Source organism: Pseudomonas sp. SWRI99 (assembly GCF_014270125.1).
In the GTDB taxonomy this organism is placed as follows: domain Bacteria; phylum Pseudomonadota; class Gammaproteobacteria; order Pseudomonadales; family Pseudomonadaceae; genus Aquipseudomonas; species Aquipseudomonas hamedanensis.
Genome location: NZ_JABWQR010000007.1, coordinates 22,344 through 37,201 on the forward strand (window position 1 = coordinate 22,344; position 14,858 = coordinate 37,201).

The window sequence follows — 14,858 nt, forward strand, 5'->3', positions numbered from 1 at the left end:
TGTGGCGAGGGAGCTTGCTCCCGCTCGGATGCGCAGCACCCGCAACATCAGGCCACCGGGTCTATCTCGGTGGTAGAAGTTGGGGCTGCTGCGCAGCCCAGCGGGAGCAAGCTCCCTCGCCACAAGAGCACTCAGCGATCAGTCGACAATCGCGCGGACGATGAAGAACAACAGCGACGGCCCCAGCAAGCAGCCCAGCCCAGTGTGAAAGGTCGCCGTCAACGCCCCATACGGCACCAAACGCCGATCCGTCGCCGCCAGCCCCGCCGTCACGCCACTCACCGTTCCGGCCAACCCGCCAAACACCATCGCCGAGCGCGGATTGTCCAGGCCCATCCAGCGCGCCGCCACGGGCGTGCCGACCATCACCAGAATCGCCTTGATCAGCCCGGTGGCGATCGACAGCGCCATCACGTCAGAGGTCGCGCCAATCGCCGCGCCAGTCACCGGCCCGACGATGTATGTCACCGCTCCGGCGCCGATGGTGGTCATGCTCACCGCATCGCGATAACCGAAGGTCCACGCCATGCACGCGCCGACAATGAACGGCAGGATTGTGCCCAGCAGCAAGGCAATCACGCCGATCATGCCGGCCTTCTTGGCTTCGGTGGCCTGCACTTCGAAGGCGGTGGCGACGATGGCGAAGTCGCGCAACATCGCCCCGCCCATCAGGCCGATGCCGGAGAACAGCGTCAGGTCCGCCAGGCCTTTCTGGCCGCCGGTCATCGTGCCGCCGACCCACGCCAGCACCAGACCGATGACGATGGCAATCGCCGAGCCGTGGATGCGCCCGAAGGTCAGGCGTTTGGAAAGAATCACCGACACCCACATGATCACGCCGACGAAGGCGAATGCGGTGATCAGACCGTTGTGTTCCAGACCTTTCTCGATGAGATCCCACATGTCAGCGACCTCCTGCCGGGGTGCCGACCGGGGAAATTTCCGCCGGTTCGTCGGGCAACGGCTCGCCCTTGTGGCTACGGCTGATCAGGGCAATCGTGCAACCGCAGACCACTACCGAACCGATCGCCGCCAGCACCGCCACCGGGCCGCCGTGCAGGGCGGTGACGACGTTCTGTTGCGCGGCCATCGCCACCACCACCGGAATGTACATCGCGCCCCAGAAGCCGACGCCCATCTCGCAATCCTTGGTCATGCCGCCGCGCCTGTGCATCCACAAGCGCGCGCAGATCAGCAGGATCATGGCGATGCCGACCCCGCCGACGTTGGATTTGACGCCCAGCAACACGCCGAGCATGTCACCCATGATCACCCCTGCCAGCGTACAGATCGCGAGCAGCGCCACACCGTAAATAATCATTGTTGTAGTCCTCAATGTGCATCGTCGAATGTTGTTTTTGTTGTTCGAAGCTTGAGTCGGCGGTTTTAGAGTTGGCGGCCACCCTCCTCTCGCAACAGCGCTTGCAAGGTATCGAGGCGGGCACTGTCGAAGGCAGTGACGGTGCCCTGCTCGAACACCCGGCGCGCCAGCCCGGTCAGCACCGCACCGGGCGGCAGTTCGATGTGTAAACGCACGCCGCGCTCGTAGGCGCTTTGCACGGTGCCGCGCCAATCCACCACGCGGCACATGTTGCAGGCGAGGTCGTCGCGCAGCGCTTCTACTTTGGTCACAGGGCGAGCACGGCTACCACTGAGATAGGCAATCCGTGGGGTTTTCAGTTCGACCCTGGCGAAGGCTTCCGCGAGGGCCTGCGCCGGTTTTTCCAGCAGCGGGCAGTGCGATGGCACGCTCACGGCCAGACGTTTCGCCAGTCCGGCGCCACGGCTGCGCGCCAGCTCCGCTACCGTTTGCATGGCCGGGTCGCTGCCGGCGATCACCACTTGGTTATCGGCGTTGATATTCGCCAGATACACCGGTGTTTCTTCGCTGTGCACCTGGGCCAGCAGCGTTTCGACGGTGGACAACTGCAAGCCGATGATGGCGGTCATGCCGTAGCCCTGTGGATAAGCTTGCTGCATCAGTTCACCGCGCAGGCTGACCAGATGCAGCGCATCGCTGAAACCCAAAGCCCCCGCCATCACCGCCGCGGGGTATGCGCCGATGGACAGGCCGGCGACGTAATCAACACTGAGTCCGTCCGCAAGCAACTGCCGCGATGCCGCAACACCAGTGATCAGCAGGCACAGCTGAACCGCCCTTGTTGTGCGCAGCGCCTCGGCAGAATCGAGCAGCAAAACGTCCTCGCCGAGCACATCACTGGCCTCGGCCAGCGTTTCCCCGGGCAAACGCTGGAGCATGCCCGCTCGCTGTGCGCCCTGGCCGGGAAACACCAGCAAACTGCTCACGCTGCCTGCTCCTGCGGGTTCCACGGATCAATTACCAACTCAGCCTGATGTGCATTTTTCAGCAGCACCCGTGCCGAGCCGCTGACCCATTCACGCAAGGCGACCGCGCCGAATGGCGTCTGCAATTGCATGTCGACCCGGCACACGGCCTGATCAAACAAATCGGCCAGTTCGCTTGCCTGATGACGGGTAATCCTCTGCGGCGTACGCAAAATCAAATCAAGATCGCTCGCCTCATGCATCGCAACAAATCCGCTGGCCAATTCAAACCCGACACTGCCGCTGACACCCCAGACCCAACCGCAATCGTCGAGCAGCGGGCGCACTTGCCTCAGCGCGTGCATGACCGGCAAATCACGTTGGCAATCAACATGACTCAACGCTTCAGGACTGACCCGCCGCATAACCGAGTCAACCGCCATGAACGCCGCCAGTCGCTGCTCACGCGCAATCCCACGCACACCGACGGCGACAAAACCTTCAGCGCTCAACGCCCGCCGCACCACCACCGGTTGCCCGGCGGCGAGCGACTCGACGGCCCAGTGCGGCGCATCCGCCGGCAACTGCGCAGGCGTCATGCCCCAGAGCAGGTCGTGAGCCAGTGGCAGATTCACCACTGCGCCCTCAGCAATTCGGGGACACGGCTGGAAGCTGCGCGGTTACTCGCACCAAGGCGCCCTTTCAAATCAACGCTCGTCACATCGCTGATCGCTTGCTTCAGGCACTCGCTCACCCGCGCCAGATCTTCCGCCGTCGGCTGTTCGATCTGCTGCACCGAAAGGGTTTCCCAAAGCAAACCGAGGCTGGCGTAGCTGTCGATGTCGTAGGCCATCGGCGGCACGCTAGAGGCCAGCGCTTCCAGCTCTTCAACGCTGCGCAAGGTGACCCGCGCCGCCGAGGCCTTGCCCATCGCGTGCACCATCACGCCGGGGTCGCGCAAAGCAATCAAGCGATTGGCCTGATAACCGTGAGCCAAAAACGCACCCGACATGGCCTTGCCCACCAACAGCGCAATCACCGCATGCCCAGCCAACCGGGCACGGGCATAACTGTCCGCCGCGCCGGCCAGCGCTTGATGAATGCCGAGGGCCTCTTCGCGCCGACCATAGGCTTGGCTCGGCACATCGACGATGGCGATGATCGGACGCTTCTTCGCGTTGTCGCGGTCGGCGCTGATTGCGTCATCCACAGCCTTGGCCAGACCCCAGCCTTCGAGCAAGCCGACCTCACCGTTCCGGGCGCGGGGAAAACGATTGTCCGGGTCTGCGACCACAGCAATAAAACGCCCCAGCTCACCGTCAGCCACCCGCACGGACGGCGGCAGACCTTCAACGCTTTTAGCGCCCGCGCACAAGGCGTTGAACCAGTGCAAACCGCGCAATGAATAACCGCTCATGAGCGCTCTCCTTGATACAGATCGCGAACCACCGCCGGTTCGATTTGCGGGTCAGTGTTCAAACTGCTGAGGCGTTGCAGAAACCATTCGGCGCGTTGACTGCGCGGCTGCGCCGGCAAGCCTTGCTGGAGCAGTTCGCCGACCTGCTGACGAATCTGCGCCACGTCATCGCCGACATAACGATCCACCAGACCGCTGTTGAAGCGCTGCTCGCCACCGGTCAGGCTCCAGATGAATGGCCTGTCACGGGAATCGTATTCTTCGATCCCTGCTTCCTGCTCGATCACTTGCGGGCCGTTCAGGCCGAGGCGTGCTTCCTGGGTCACCAGCAAATAACTGCACAGCGCCGCAGCAATCGACATGCCGCCAAAGCAACCGACGCTGCCGGCAACGACGCCAACCACCGGTTGGTACCGCTGCAAATCGACAATCGCCGCGTGAATATCGGCAATCGCCGCCAGCCCGAGATTGGCTTCCTGCAACCGCACGCCGCCGGTTTCAAGCAGTAACACCGCGCGGGTCGGGATGCCGTTGCGGTTGTCCTCGGCGGCCAGTTCCAGCGCACCGGCGATCTTCGCCCCACCGACTTCGCCAAGGCTGCCGCCCTGGAATGCGCCTTCAATCGCGGCGATCACCACCGCCAAACCGTCGAGACTGCCCTTGGCGATCACCACGCCGTCGTCGGCCTGCGGCACCACGCCCTGGCGTTCAAGCCATGGCGACATTACCCGTTGAAACGGATCGAGCAGTTCGCGAAAGGTCCCGGCGTCGAGCAAGGCTTTCGCCCGTTGCCGCGCGCCGAGTTCGACGAAGCTGTGTTTGTTGAGCAGCGCTGCGCTGTCAGTCATGGCCGACCTCCTCGAAACCCTGTTCCAGACGCAAGCGCACCACCCCCGGCGTCGCGCCGAAATCGTGGATGTCGATGGCCATAGCCGGCGGCGTAGTGCCGTCGAACATCCGTGCAAACAGGTGCTGCCAGCGCTGCTGTGCGCCGTTGACCGAGGTCTGTACATTGATCGTCAGCTTGCCGGCCAGGCCCGGTTCGATCAGCACTTCCAGATCACCCGAGCCGACACAACCGACCAGCGCACGCCCACGTGGCGGCTGCCCGGCGGGGAATTCAAACGATAGGCTTTCCATCAAAACGCTCCCTGAACAAAGCCGTCGCGCTCGATACGGTCGAGCAGCAGAGTGGCGGCGAGCAAGTCGGCGGCGCCACCGGGCGAGGCATTCAATGCGATGAGTTGTTGATCGAGTTCATGCAAGCGACGGCGGCCGCTGAGAGTGGCGCTGCCGCCGGCATCGAGCACTGCTTGCGCGCCGCGTTGCATGGCGTGCAGGCCGGGTTCGCCGGCGCGGTAGAGCACGCAGGTGTCGGCCAGCTCGGTCATGATTGCGAGCAAGGCGTCGAGCCGAGCGTTCTGTTCGCCGTTGCCGTTGGCGCGGCTTTTGTGCAGTTGCGGCAGGCCGCGTTGCAGCACGGACGGGAAGCCCAGTTGCGCTTCTTCCCGGGCACCGCGTGCGCCGTAGCGCTGGGCGACTTGTGCACCGTGGCTTAACGGTTTCGGTGCATAGCAGTCGTCGAGCAGTGCCAAGCGTGCTGCACAAAACGCCGTAGCGGATTTCGGTTGCAGGGCGGCTGCCGTGACCAGCAATCCCAACGCCCAGATCGCGCCGCGATGGGTGTTGACGCCGTTGGTGGTGGCGAGCATGGCTTGCTCGCCCTCGCGACCGATGCGGCCAATGGCTTCGCGCAGCGGCAAACCGACTTCGCCGATTTCGACCGCTGCCTCAGCCATTTCCTTGAACGCCGGCCACAACGCCAACGCCGAAGCGTGCATCAGGCCCAGGTGCAGGTCGGTGTGCGCGCCATTGCCGCGACGATCCACCAGTGCCGGTTTCGGCGACAGGTCCGCTTCGTCGATCAGCGCGTCCACCGCCAGATCGGCCAGGCGCTCGGCCAGCGACAGCGGCTTCGCTTGCAGGTTGAGTGCGTGCATTACCAGCTCCTGAATTTGGCGGGCGGGTTATAGAGACCGCCGGACCACTCGACCAGATCGGCCACACTTTTCGCCGCGAGCAATTCGCGAGTGGCGTCGGTGCGGCGAATGCCGAGGTCTTCGGGCAAAGCGATCAGGCCTTCTCGGCGCATGCGCTCGGTGTCTTTCGGGTTGTGGCGCAGGCCGATGGCGGTGACGCCAGCGACCGCTGCGATCATCGCTTGGCGTTCCTCCAGCGAGCGCGCCTTGTACAGATAAGCGATGCCTTCTTCGGTGAGCAAATGGGTGACGTCGTCGCCGTAGATCATGATCGGCGCCAGCGGCATGCCGCTTTTCTTTGCCACTTCCACGGCATCGAGGGTTTCGACGAAGGTCGGTTTGCCGCCCTCCTGGAAAGTCTCGACCATTTGCACGACGAGTTTCTTGCCGCGTTCGAGCATCGGTTGCGGCGCATCGCCGTGGCGCATGTCCAGCCACGCCGGGGTGCCGTGACGCCGGCCGCGCGGGTCGTGGCCCATGTTCGGCGCGCCACCGAAACCGGCGAGGCGGCCACGGGTTACGGTCGAGGAATGGCCGTCGCCGTCGACCTGCAGCGTCGCGCCAATGAACAAGTCCACTGCGTACTGCCCGGCGAGCTGGCAGACCATGCGGTTGGAACGCAGCGAGCCGTCGCGCCCGGTGAAGAACACATCCGGGCGGGCAGCAATGTAATTTTCCATGCCCAGTTCGGTGCCGAAGCAATGCACACTCTCGACCCAGCCGCTCTCAATTGCCGGGATCAGCGTCGGGTGCGGGTTGAGGGTCCAGTTGCGGCAGATCTTGCCCTTCAGGCCAAGGGATTCGCCGTAGGTTGGCAGGATCAGTTCGATGGCGGCGGTGTTGAAACCGATGCCGTGGTTGAGCGACTGCACGTTGTGTTTTTCGTAGATGCCACGAATCGCCATCATCGCCATCAACACGTGCACAGGCTTGATGTGCCGTGGGTCGCGGGTGAACAGCGGTTCGATGTAGAACGGCTTGTCGGCCACGACGACGAAATCGACCCATGAAGCGGGAATGTCCACGCGGGGCAATTCGCTGACGTCGTCGACCAATTGGTTGACCTGGACGATGACGATGCCATCGCTGAACGCGGCCGGCTCGATCAGCGCCGGGGTGTCTTCGGTGCTCGGGCCGGTGTAGATATTGCCGGCGCGGTCGGCCATGAACCCGGCCGACAGCACGACGTTGGGGATCAGATCCACGACGAGGCGGGCATAGAGTTCGATGTAGGTGTGGATCGCGCCGACTTCCAGCAATCCGTCTTCCAGCAACTGGCTGATGCGCAGGCTCTGGGTGCCGGCGAAGGAGAAATCGAGCTTGCGGGCGATGCCGCGTTCAAACAGATCAAGATGCTCGGAGCGGCCGACGCTGGGCATGATCATGTGCAGATTGTGAAGCTTGGTCGGGTCGGCCTTGGCCAGCGAGCGCGAGAGAAAATCCGCCTGCTTCTGGTTGTTGCCCTCCAGCACTACGCGGTCGCCGGGATGGATCAACGCTTCGAGCGCGGCGACGATTTTGTCACTGGGCAACACCACGCCATCGGCCAGCCCGCGCACCTTGTCCAGGCGGCGCTGCTTCTCATCACGCCGCCGCGTCCAGCGCGAGTCGGGGGAAAATGTTGTTGTCATGCTCACTCCACGGGGTTCGCTGTCGTGGAGCCAAGTTAGGCGTGTGTGATGAGGGCATCAATCAAGCTGGGTGGTGAATCATTACGCTGAGCGTAATGGTCACGATCGCTTTCGCGAGCAGGCTCGCTCCCACATTTTGGAATGCGCTCCCCTGTAGGAGTGAGCCTGCTCGCGATGGCGTCGGTGGGCTCACCACCTCTCAGTCAGTGGGCACCAACTTGTCCAGCACCCGATTCACCGCCATCTCCGCCACCATGACTATCTGTGCGATGCCCTGCAACGTCTTGCGCTGGGAACCTTCAAGCGAGGCGGCGTGGTTATGCAGCATCACCGTCGCTGAACCAAGGGTTTCACAGGCATCGGCCAGCAGCGATTCGGTGTCGGCGTCGGGATTAGCCATGTACAGCGTGTTTGGGGCGTAAGGCGGGGCCATGAAGTCAGCGCTGGGCGGGCCGAGGTAATGGTCGAGGGCGCGCTCGGCGGCTTCGTGGAATTTCTTCGAGTCGGGGGACTGGTAAGGAGATGCCGGGTCTGTGGCCGGCGGATTTGGCGTTACTTTGAACATAGCTGTGTTCCCGTTGTTGAGCGCCAACCCCTTGGCTACTAAACGAAAGGGAGGCAGCTGTACGCAGGTTAGTAGACCGGGGAACTCAGCTTAAGCCGGCGCGCCGAAGCGCCCTGCGTACAACCACCATCAAGCTCAGATGCGGAACACCTGTGATGAATGCACGGCCATCTGAATTACCGCGGGCTACTAAACCCGATCACTGGGAATCAGTGACCCGATCCAAGTTACGCAGCATGCCTTGGGCGCACAAGCCGGCGGATTCTGGTGCATGCGTAGGCAGGGGCGCAAGGATTTGTAGGCTGGCGGGGCGTAACACTGGGTGTCTTTAAACAGCTGCAGCAGGCAGTGTTTAAGACATGGCAGAAATCTGGGATGCGCCTGTAGGAATGTGGTGATGCAGTTGGCCCCATCGCTGGCAAGCCAGCTCCCACAGTGTCCGAGTTGTATTGGAATTTTGTGTACCACACAAAACCCTGTGGGAGCTGGCTTGCCAGCGATGAGGCCAGTCGGTACACCAGAAAATTCGGATCAGCCCGCTAGGCCAGCCTCCACCAACAACTGCTCCAGCCCCAACAGATCGGGCACCTTCGCCACCTGTTCACCCACCTGCACCGCTGCCTGTTCCAGCGAGCACAACGGCACATCAACGTAGCTCAATTGGCTATCCAGCTTGTACGAACGCGGAATCCCCTGGACCAGCAGCGCGATGAATTTCAGCTGCGGCAACCCGCCCAACGCATTCAGAATCACGATCCGCGCCCGCTCGCCGATGACGATTTTCTGCCCGCAGGCCGACTCGAAACTCATCAGCGGTATCTGCCGCTCGCGCCAGGTTACCCGGCCCAGGTACCACGGCGGCGTGTCCAGGTAGAAAGCGCTGGTCTGGTAATCGATCAGCTCGGCGATGGCGACGTTGGGCAGGATCAGGTTGCGATCGGCCAGCGGCAGCAGCAGCCCGGTGAGTTGGCTGGTGCGCGGGTTATGCCGGTGCTCATGCATGTTTCTTGCTCCACTGGGCGATGCTCTCCAGCAGCACCGATTCCTGATACGGCTTGCCAAGGTAATCGTTGACGCCGATGGCCATGGCGCGGTCGCGGTGTTTCTGCCCGGTGCGCGAGGTGATCATGATGATCGGCAGGTGTTGCAAGCGTTCGTCGTTGCGCACCTGAGTGGCGACTTCGAAACCGTCCATGCGCGGCATTTCGATGTCGAGGAGCATCAGGTCCGGCATGTGCTCTTCGAGCAGCAGCATCGCATCGACGCCGTCCTTGGCGGTCAGCACGTTCATGCCGTGGCGTTCGAGCAAGCGGCTGGTGACCTTGCGCACCGTCACCGAGTCATCGACGACCATGATCAGCAGCGGCTTGTGCGGTTCGCTGTCAATCTCCCCGCGCGCCGGTTCCTGCGCCAGCCGCGCCTGCATCGCACGGATCGGCGCGAGCAGGTCGAGGATCAGCACCACCCGACCGTCGCCGAGTATCGTCGCCCCGGTCACGCCCTGCACCGCCGCGAACTGCGGGCCGAGGCTCTTGACCACGATTTCGCGAGTGCCGGCCATGGCGTCCACCAGCACCGCAATGTGCCGGTCGTTGTAGTGCACCAGCAGCACCGGCAATGGCTGATTCAGCCCGAGCAGCTTTGGCCGTGGCGCGGTTTTCAACAGCTCGCCCAGGTAGCACAGCTCATAGCGCTGGCCGCCGTATTGGTAGCGCGGCGGATCGTGACGGAAATGCCCTTCCAGATCATTCGGCAACACGCGCACGATGCCTTCGATGGTGTTCAGCGGAATCGCATATTGGTCCTCGCCGCACTGCACCATCAACGCGCGGTTGACCGACACAGTGAACGGCAGGCGAATGCGGAAATGCACGCCCTGCCCCGGCACCGAATCGATGCTCATGCTGCCGCCGAGCTGGCGTACCTCTTCATGGACCACGTCCATGCCGACGCCGCGCCCGGAAATCTGGGTGATCTTTTCCGCCGTGGAGAAGCCCGGCTGGAGGATGAATTGCAGCACATCGCGGTCACTGATGTCGGCGTCGGGCGCCAGCAAGCCGCGCTTGATCGCCTTGCGCCGCACGGCTTCCAGCGGCACCCCGGCGCCGTCGTCGCGGATGTCGAACACGATGTCGCCGCCCTCGCGGGACAGGTCGAGGGTAATTTGCCCTTGCGCCGGTTTGCCCGCCGCCAGCCGCACTTCAGCGGATTCGAGGCCGTGATCGACGGCGTTGCGCAGCATGTGCTCCAGCGGCGCGGCCATGCGTTCAAGGACGTTACGGTCCATCTCGCCATCGGCATTGCCGACAACAAACGCGACATCCTTGCCCAGTTCTTCGGCGACCTGACGGACGATGCGTTTAAGGCGCGGCACCATGCGTTCGAACGGCACCATGCGCGTGCGCATCAGGCCTTCCTGCAGTTCTGTGTTGATCCGCCCCTGTTGCTGCAACAGGTTCTCGGCGTCGTGGTTGCGCCGATCGAGGGTTTCCTTGAGGTCGAGCAAATCCGAAGCAGATTCGAACAACGCCCGCGACAGTTGCTGCAACTGCGAATGACGGTCCATTTCCAGCGGGTCGAACTCTTCGTAACCGAGGCGTTCGCCGTCGACTTGCTGACGGCTGAGAATCCGCCCCTGGGTTTCGGTGTCGAGGCGGCGTAACTGATCGCGCATACGCTCGATGGTGGTTTCCATCTCGTTGAGGGCAATCTGCGCATCGTTGACTTGCTGTTCGATTCGCCCGCGAAAGATCGAGGTTTCCCCGGCCAGATTGACCAGCTCATCGAGCAGCTCGGAGGACACCTTGACCATGTCCGCGCCGGCATCGGCGGTCGGCGGCGCAGCCTCGGGCTTGGGCGCAGAGGTCAAGGCAGGCGTCGGTGCCGGCGGCGCTTTGACCTGCGCTGGATGGCTGAAATTCTGGATCGCGCTAATCAGCCGATCGGCTGGCGGACAAGGCTGGCCGGCACGCACGCCATCGAGCATTTGCGCCAGTCGGTCATGCCCACGCTGCACCAGTGCAAATAATTCTGCCGAGGGCTGCAACGCACCGGTGGAGAGGCTTTCGTAAAGAAATTCCAGCTCATGGGCAAGGTCGCCGATCGGGCCGATCTCGACCATCCGCGCGCCGCCCTTGAGCGTATGCAGATCGCGCAGCAGGGTTTCCACTTCCTGACGATTGCCTGGCTCGGCCTGCCAGCGCAGCAGCGCGGCGCCGGAGCTTTCGATGATGTCGAAGCCTTCTTCGAGGAAAATCTCCAGCAACTCCGGATCGTGCCCGGCGCTGTCGTGATCGGCTGGCGCGGACGCTGTAGCGCCGACGGTCTGGCCCTGGCGCAGCTCACGAATGGCTTCAATCAGGTCCTGCGCCGGGTTCGGCGGCTGGTGGTTTTGCAACTGCTCAACCAGCAGCGCCAGACGCGCATGGCTCTGCTGCAACAAGCGGCCAAGGGCTTCGCTGTGGCTATAGCGTCGGTCCGCCAGGCCTTCGTAAAGACTTTCCAACTCTTGAGCCAGGTCGCCGATGGCCTCGACCTCGGCCATCCGCGCGCCGCCCTTGAGGGTGTGAAAATCGCGCTGCAACGAGGACAGCGGCGCAGTGTTATCCGTGTCGCTGAGCCAGCGCCCCAACGCCTGACTGGCGCTGTCGAGAATATCGACGGCCTCTTCGATAAAGATCTCGACGATCTCGTCGTCTGCGTCCGCAGCGTCTGAGGACTGCTGCAATTGCGCGGTGGCACTGCCCAGTTCGTGAATGCTCAGCGTGCGACTGCCATCGCTGCGAATCAGGCCCATGGCCGAGGGATCGAGACCTTCATCGAGCAGATCCTGCAAGGCATGGATCCGCGCCGGTTGCGCGGTGATTTCCTGGCCGGCGGCGAGTTCGTCGAGCATGTTGATCAGCGCTTCGTGGGCCAGTTGCGCCTCGTGAAAAAACCGCTCGCTGACCGCCAGGCTGCTTTCTTCCACCGCGCCATAGAGGTCGAGCAAGGCTTCGCACAACCCGTCGACCGGTGACAGATCGGCGAGGTGCGCGCCCTCGCCCAGGGTGGTCAGTTCATCGAGCAAGGCGCTGAGTTCCTGGCGCTCGCCGGGGTGTTGCTGCCAGCGCTGCAACAGGCTTTCGGCGTCGAGCAGGATGTCCATGCCCTCGGCGAGGAAGTTGTTGATCAGTTGCGGATCGCGCTTGACGCGCAAGCCGGTGTCGGGAGCCTCGAGGTTCGCTTGCAGACGCTCGGCAAGCAGCGCATCGGTGCGCTTGATCAGCGATTGCGCGCCGACAATCGGCGCCAGCGGATCGTGCTTGAGCTGACGCAGGCCGACGCGAAACAGGCCTTCGGCTTCAAGCAGCAACTCCACTTCATCAAGGTCTAGCGGCAACTGGTGCGCCTTGAATTCCCGGGCCAGTTGATCCAGCGACGCGGCGAGTTCAGCCATCGGCAACACACCGGCCATCGAGGCGCTGCCCTTGAGCGTGTGCAGCGCGCGTTGCAGCTCATCGCTGGCCTGCAACGGCACGTGCTCGGCAGCCTGATCGAGGAAACGGTTGAGGCTGGCGAGGTGGGTTTCGGCTTCGTTGCGGAAGATCTCCAGCAACAACGGATCAAGCGCGGCGACGTCATCGGTGTCTTCGGCGGCCAGCGGCTCATCGCCCTTGGCCAGCGCATGGGCGCGTGCGGCGAGCTGGTCGACGTCGCTGCGCTGACGCTGTCGATGAGTGGCGAATTCGCTGATCAGCTCGGGCAGCAGTAACACTGTGTCGTCGAGCAACTCGCGCAGCACTGCGCCGGGTTCGACGCTTTGCTCCAGCACCCGGTTGAGCAGGTTTTCCACGGCCCAGGCCAGTTCGCCGAGGACCAACGCGCGGACCATACGCCCGCTGCCCTTCAAGGTGTGGAAGGCGCGGCGCAGTTCAGTCAGCGCGGCGCGGTCCTGCGGGTGGGCGGTCCAGCGCGGCAGGTATTCGTGGAGAACTTCGAGGACCTCGTCGGTCTCTTCGAGGAACACCTCGCGCAGCTCATCATCGACCGGCTCTTCGTCGGCCGGCGGCGGCATCAGGCTGCCGGGGGTCGTGCGTGCCGGCGGATTGAGCGCCGACAGCGGACTGGCCAGCACTTCGGCCAGCGACTGCACGACTTCGGGATCATCGAGCGTTTGCAGATCCTGCATGACCCGCGCTTCGCTGGGGCTAAGCACCTCGTCGAGCACCGGCACCTGCGCCTCGCCGGGCTGCTCGCTTGGGAAGAAGCCGAGACTGGCAAGGCCGTTCCGGGCGACATCGAGCAGATGCTCGGCGGGTGCCTGTGGGTCATCGCTCAGGCGTTCGAGGTAATACTCGAGGCTGCTGATCACATCGGCCAAGTGATCGAGTTGTTCCCAACCCGGCTCGTGGGCATCGAGCATCAAATGCTCGCGGATAAAACCATTGCAGGCTTCGACCAGACTCGCCGCACGCGTCAGCGGAATCATCGCCAGCGCCCCGCGCACCTGGGTCAGCAGGTCGGGCAGTGGTTGCAGATGCTGGCGGTCCCAATCGGCGTCGATGTAGTCGACGATCATGTCCTTGGCCTGTTGCAGGCAAATGCGCGCTTCCTTGATCACGATCTGGTGGATCTGTGTCAGGTCGGTGGTCGGCAGGCGCGCGTCGTCGGCGCTTTGCGTTTCCACTGTGCCGACCATGCCGGCCAGCGTCGCTTCGACGTAGAGCAAAGCCCCGGCAACGTCCATGAGGATCGCGTCGTTCGGTTCGCGCTGGCCCTGAGCGAGGCTGAGCACTACCGCCAGTTGGTCGATGATGACTTTGCGCGGCTGGCCGAAACCCAGCACCGCGAGGGTGTCGGCGATCTGCCGCAGCGGTGCGAGCAGACTGTCAAGATCCGAGGCGTGCTGGCGGTCGCTGCGCACGAACAGGTCGAGGCGCTCCTTGACCCGCACCAGCTCTTCGCAAAGCGCAGCCAGCACCGAGCGCATGGCATCGCGATCGGGGCCGGCGAGGCGCGCGCGTTCTTCATCGACCATCGCGCTGTCGGGCAACGCGTCGTCCAGGGAGTAGCGATCTTTCATGGTCAGCATCTGCCCGGTGGGATGTTCGGCTTTGGCAATATAGAACAGCAGGCTTTTGAGCAGTTCTGGCGGGGGCGGCTGGTTGAGTCCGGCCATGCCTTGTTCGAGCAGGCGCTTGAGTTCTTTGTCGGCGTCCTTGAACAGACTGCGCAGCGCCGGGCTGTTGCCGATGGCGCCTTCGCGCATGCCCTCGACCAGCGCCGAGGCGACGTGCCACAGCGGACTCAAGGGCGAATCGCCGCTCAGCGTCTCAAGGCGAGTGAAGACTTTGCTCAGGTAATCGAGGTGAGTCTGATCGTCCTGCTCGCGCATCAGCCCGGCCAGAGCCATCTGCAGCATCTGCCGCAGTTTGCGCAGCACATTGGCCAGCTCTGGCGGTTCGAGCAGGGCCAGCGCCTCTGCGCCCAGCGGTGCCGGTTCGGGCAACTGCGGGCTGAACAGACTGGTTTCCGAGAGCAGGCTTTCGCCGCGAGCGCTGCGCAGGTCATTGATCAGCGGTAACACCACCAGCGGCAGGTCGCGGCGGGCATTTTGCACGCGGTCGAGATACGTCGGCAGTTGCCCCATGGCTTGCAGCAACAGGTGCAGGGCTTCGTCGCGGTGCAGTACGCGTTCTTGCTGCAAGGCCTCGACCAGTTGCTCCATTTCTTCGGCAAGCAACGCGGCGCCGTAGAATTCGACCATCTGCAGACTGCCATGTACCTGATGGACGTACGCCAGGCACTCGTCCAGCCCGGGAAAGGCCTGCGGATCATCAAGCACGGCTTCGATCGCCTGATGCGCCAGCCTCAGCGTTTCGGCAATTTCGCCCTTGACCCATTCCAGGGCCACATAGTCGTGCCGATCCCCCATAACC

General features: G+C 63.4%; 12 protein-coding genes. All 12 read right to left on the reverse strand.

Features of this window, described 5'->3' with window-relative positions:
* Positions 1–138 precede the first annotated feature (138 nt).
* The gene (madM, locus tag HU743_RS07585; RefSeq protein WP_186647928.1) at positions 139–903 is read right to left on the reverse strand and encodes a malonate transporter subunit MadM; all 765 of its coding nucleotides are present in this window, start codon (positions 901–903) and stop codon (positions 139–141) included.
* 1 nt (position 904) lies between these two features.
* Entirely contained in the window at positions 905–1,321 is a 417-nt protein-coding gene (gene madL, locus HU743_RS07590; protein WP_186647930.1) for a malonate transporter subunit MadL, read from the reverse strand.
* Between the two features lie 65 nt (positions 1,322–1,386).
* Complete coding sequence (gene mdcH, locus HU743_RS07595; protein WP_186647932.1) at positions 1,387–2,307, reverse strand: malonate decarboxylase subunit epsilon; 921 nt, start codon at positions 2,305–2,307, stop codon at positions 1,387–1,389.
* The gene (locus HU743_RS07600) at positions 2,304–2,924 is read right to left on the reverse strand and encodes a malonate decarboxylase holo-ACP synthase (RefSeq protein WP_186647934.1); all 621 of its coding nucleotides are present in this window, start codon (positions 2,922–2,924) and stop codon (positions 2,304–2,306) included. Before HU743_RS07600 ends, mdcH begins: the two co-directional genes overlap by 4 nt.
* Positions 2,918–3,703, reverse strand: a complete 786-nt coding sequence (mdcE, locus tag HU743_RS07605) for a biotin-independent malonate decarboxylase subunit gamma (protein WP_186647936.1) — start codon at positions 3,701–3,703, stop codon at positions 2,918–2,920. The genes HU743_RS07600 and mdcE overlap by 7 nt, the downstream gene beginning before the upstream one ends.
* Entirely contained in the window at positions 3,700–4,551 is an 852-nt protein-coding gene (locus tag HU743_RS07610; protein ID WP_186647938.1) for a biotin-independent malonate decarboxylase subunit beta, read from the reverse strand. The genes mdcE and HU743_RS07610 overlap by 4 nt, the downstream gene beginning before the upstream one ends.
* The gene (locus HU743_RS07615; RefSeq protein WP_186647939.1) at positions 4,544–4,843 is read right to left on the reverse strand and encodes a malonate decarboxylase subunit delta; all 300 of its coding nucleotides are present in this window, start codon (positions 4,841–4,843) and stop codon (positions 4,544–4,546) included. The genes HU743_RS07610 and HU743_RS07615 overlap by 8 nt, the downstream gene beginning before the upstream one ends.
* Positions 4,843–5,703 carry a triphosphoribosyl-dephospho-CoA synthase gene (locus tag HU743_RS07620; protein ID WP_186647940.1) on the reverse strand — a complete coding sequence of 287 codons (861 nt, stop codon included), beginning with the start codon at positions 5,701–5,703 and terminating at the stop codon, positions 4,843–4,845. Before HU743_RS07620 ends, HU743_RS07615 begins: the two co-directional genes overlap by 1 nt.
* Positions 5,703–7,373, reverse strand: coding sequence for a malonate decarboxylase subunit alpha (mdcA, locus tag HU743_RS07625; RefSeq protein ID WP_186647941.1), 1,671 nt, complete (start codon positions 7,371–7,373; stop codon positions 5,703–5,705). The genes HU743_RS07620 and mdcA overlap by 1 nt, the downstream gene beginning before the upstream one ends.
* A 199-nt stretch (positions 7,374–7,572) precedes the next feature.
* On the reverse strand, positions 7,573–7,938 hold the full coding sequence (locus HU743_RS07630) for a DUF6124 family protein (RefSeq protein ID WP_186647942.1): 366 nt from the start codon (positions 7,936–7,938) through the stop codon (positions 7,573–7,575).
* 531 nt (positions 7,939–8,469) lie between these two features.
* On the reverse strand, positions 8,470–8,940 hold the full coding sequence (locus tag HU743_RS07635; RefSeq protein WP_186647943.1) for a chemotaxis protein CheW: 471 nt from the start codon (positions 8,938–8,940) through the stop codon (positions 8,470–8,472).
* Complete coding sequence (locus HU743_RS07640; protein WP_186647944.1) at positions 8,933–14,854, reverse strand: Hpt domain-containing protein; 5,922 nt, start codon at positions 14,852–14,854, stop codon at positions 8,933–8,935. The genes HU743_RS07635 and HU743_RS07640 overlap by 8 nt, the downstream gene beginning before the upstream one ends.
* Between the last annotated feature and the right edge of the window lie 4 nt (positions 14,855–14,858).

Bases quoted from the DNA above. Each gene is read 5' to 3' on its own strand.
- madM (WP_186647928.1), bottom strand. From the start codon at position 903: ATGTGGGATCTCATCGAGAAAGGTCTGGAACACAACGGTCTGATCACC.
- madL (WP_186647930.1), bottom strand. From the start codon at position 1,321: ATGATTATTTACGGTGTGGCGCTGCTCGCGATCTGTACGCTGGCAGGG.
- mdcE (WP_186647936.1), bottom strand. From the start codon at position 3,703: ATGAGCGGTTATTCATTGCGCGGTTTGCACTGGTTCAACGCCTTGTGC.
- HU743_RS07610 (WP_186647938.1), bottom strand. From the start codon at position 4,551: ATGACTGACAGCGCAGCGCTGCTCAACAAACACAGCTTCGTCGAACTC.
- HU743_RS07615 (WP_186647939.1), bottom strand. From the start codon at position 4,843: ATGGAAAGCCTATCGTTTGAATTCCCCGCCGGGCAGCCGCCACGTGGG.
- HU743_RS07620 (WP_186647940.1), bottom strand. From the start codon at position 5,703: ATGCACGCACTCAACCTGCAAGCGAAGCCGCTGTCGCTGGCCGAGCGC.
- mdcA (WP_186647941.1), bottom strand. From the start codon at position 7,373: ATGACAACAACATTTTCCCCCGACTCGCGCTGGACGCGGCGGCGTGAT.
- HU743_RS07630 (WP_186647942.1), bottom strand. From the start codon at position 7,938: ATGTTCAAAGTAACGCCAAATCCGCCGGCCACAGACCCGGCATCTCCT.
- HU743_RS07635 (WP_186647943.1), bottom strand. From the start codon at position 8,940: ATGCATGAGCACCGGCATAACCCGCGCACCAGCCAACTCACCGGGCTG.
- HU743_RS07640 (WP_186647944.1), bottom strand. From the start codon at position 14,854: ATGGGGGATCGGCACGACTATGTGGCCCTGGAATGGGTCAAGGGCGAA.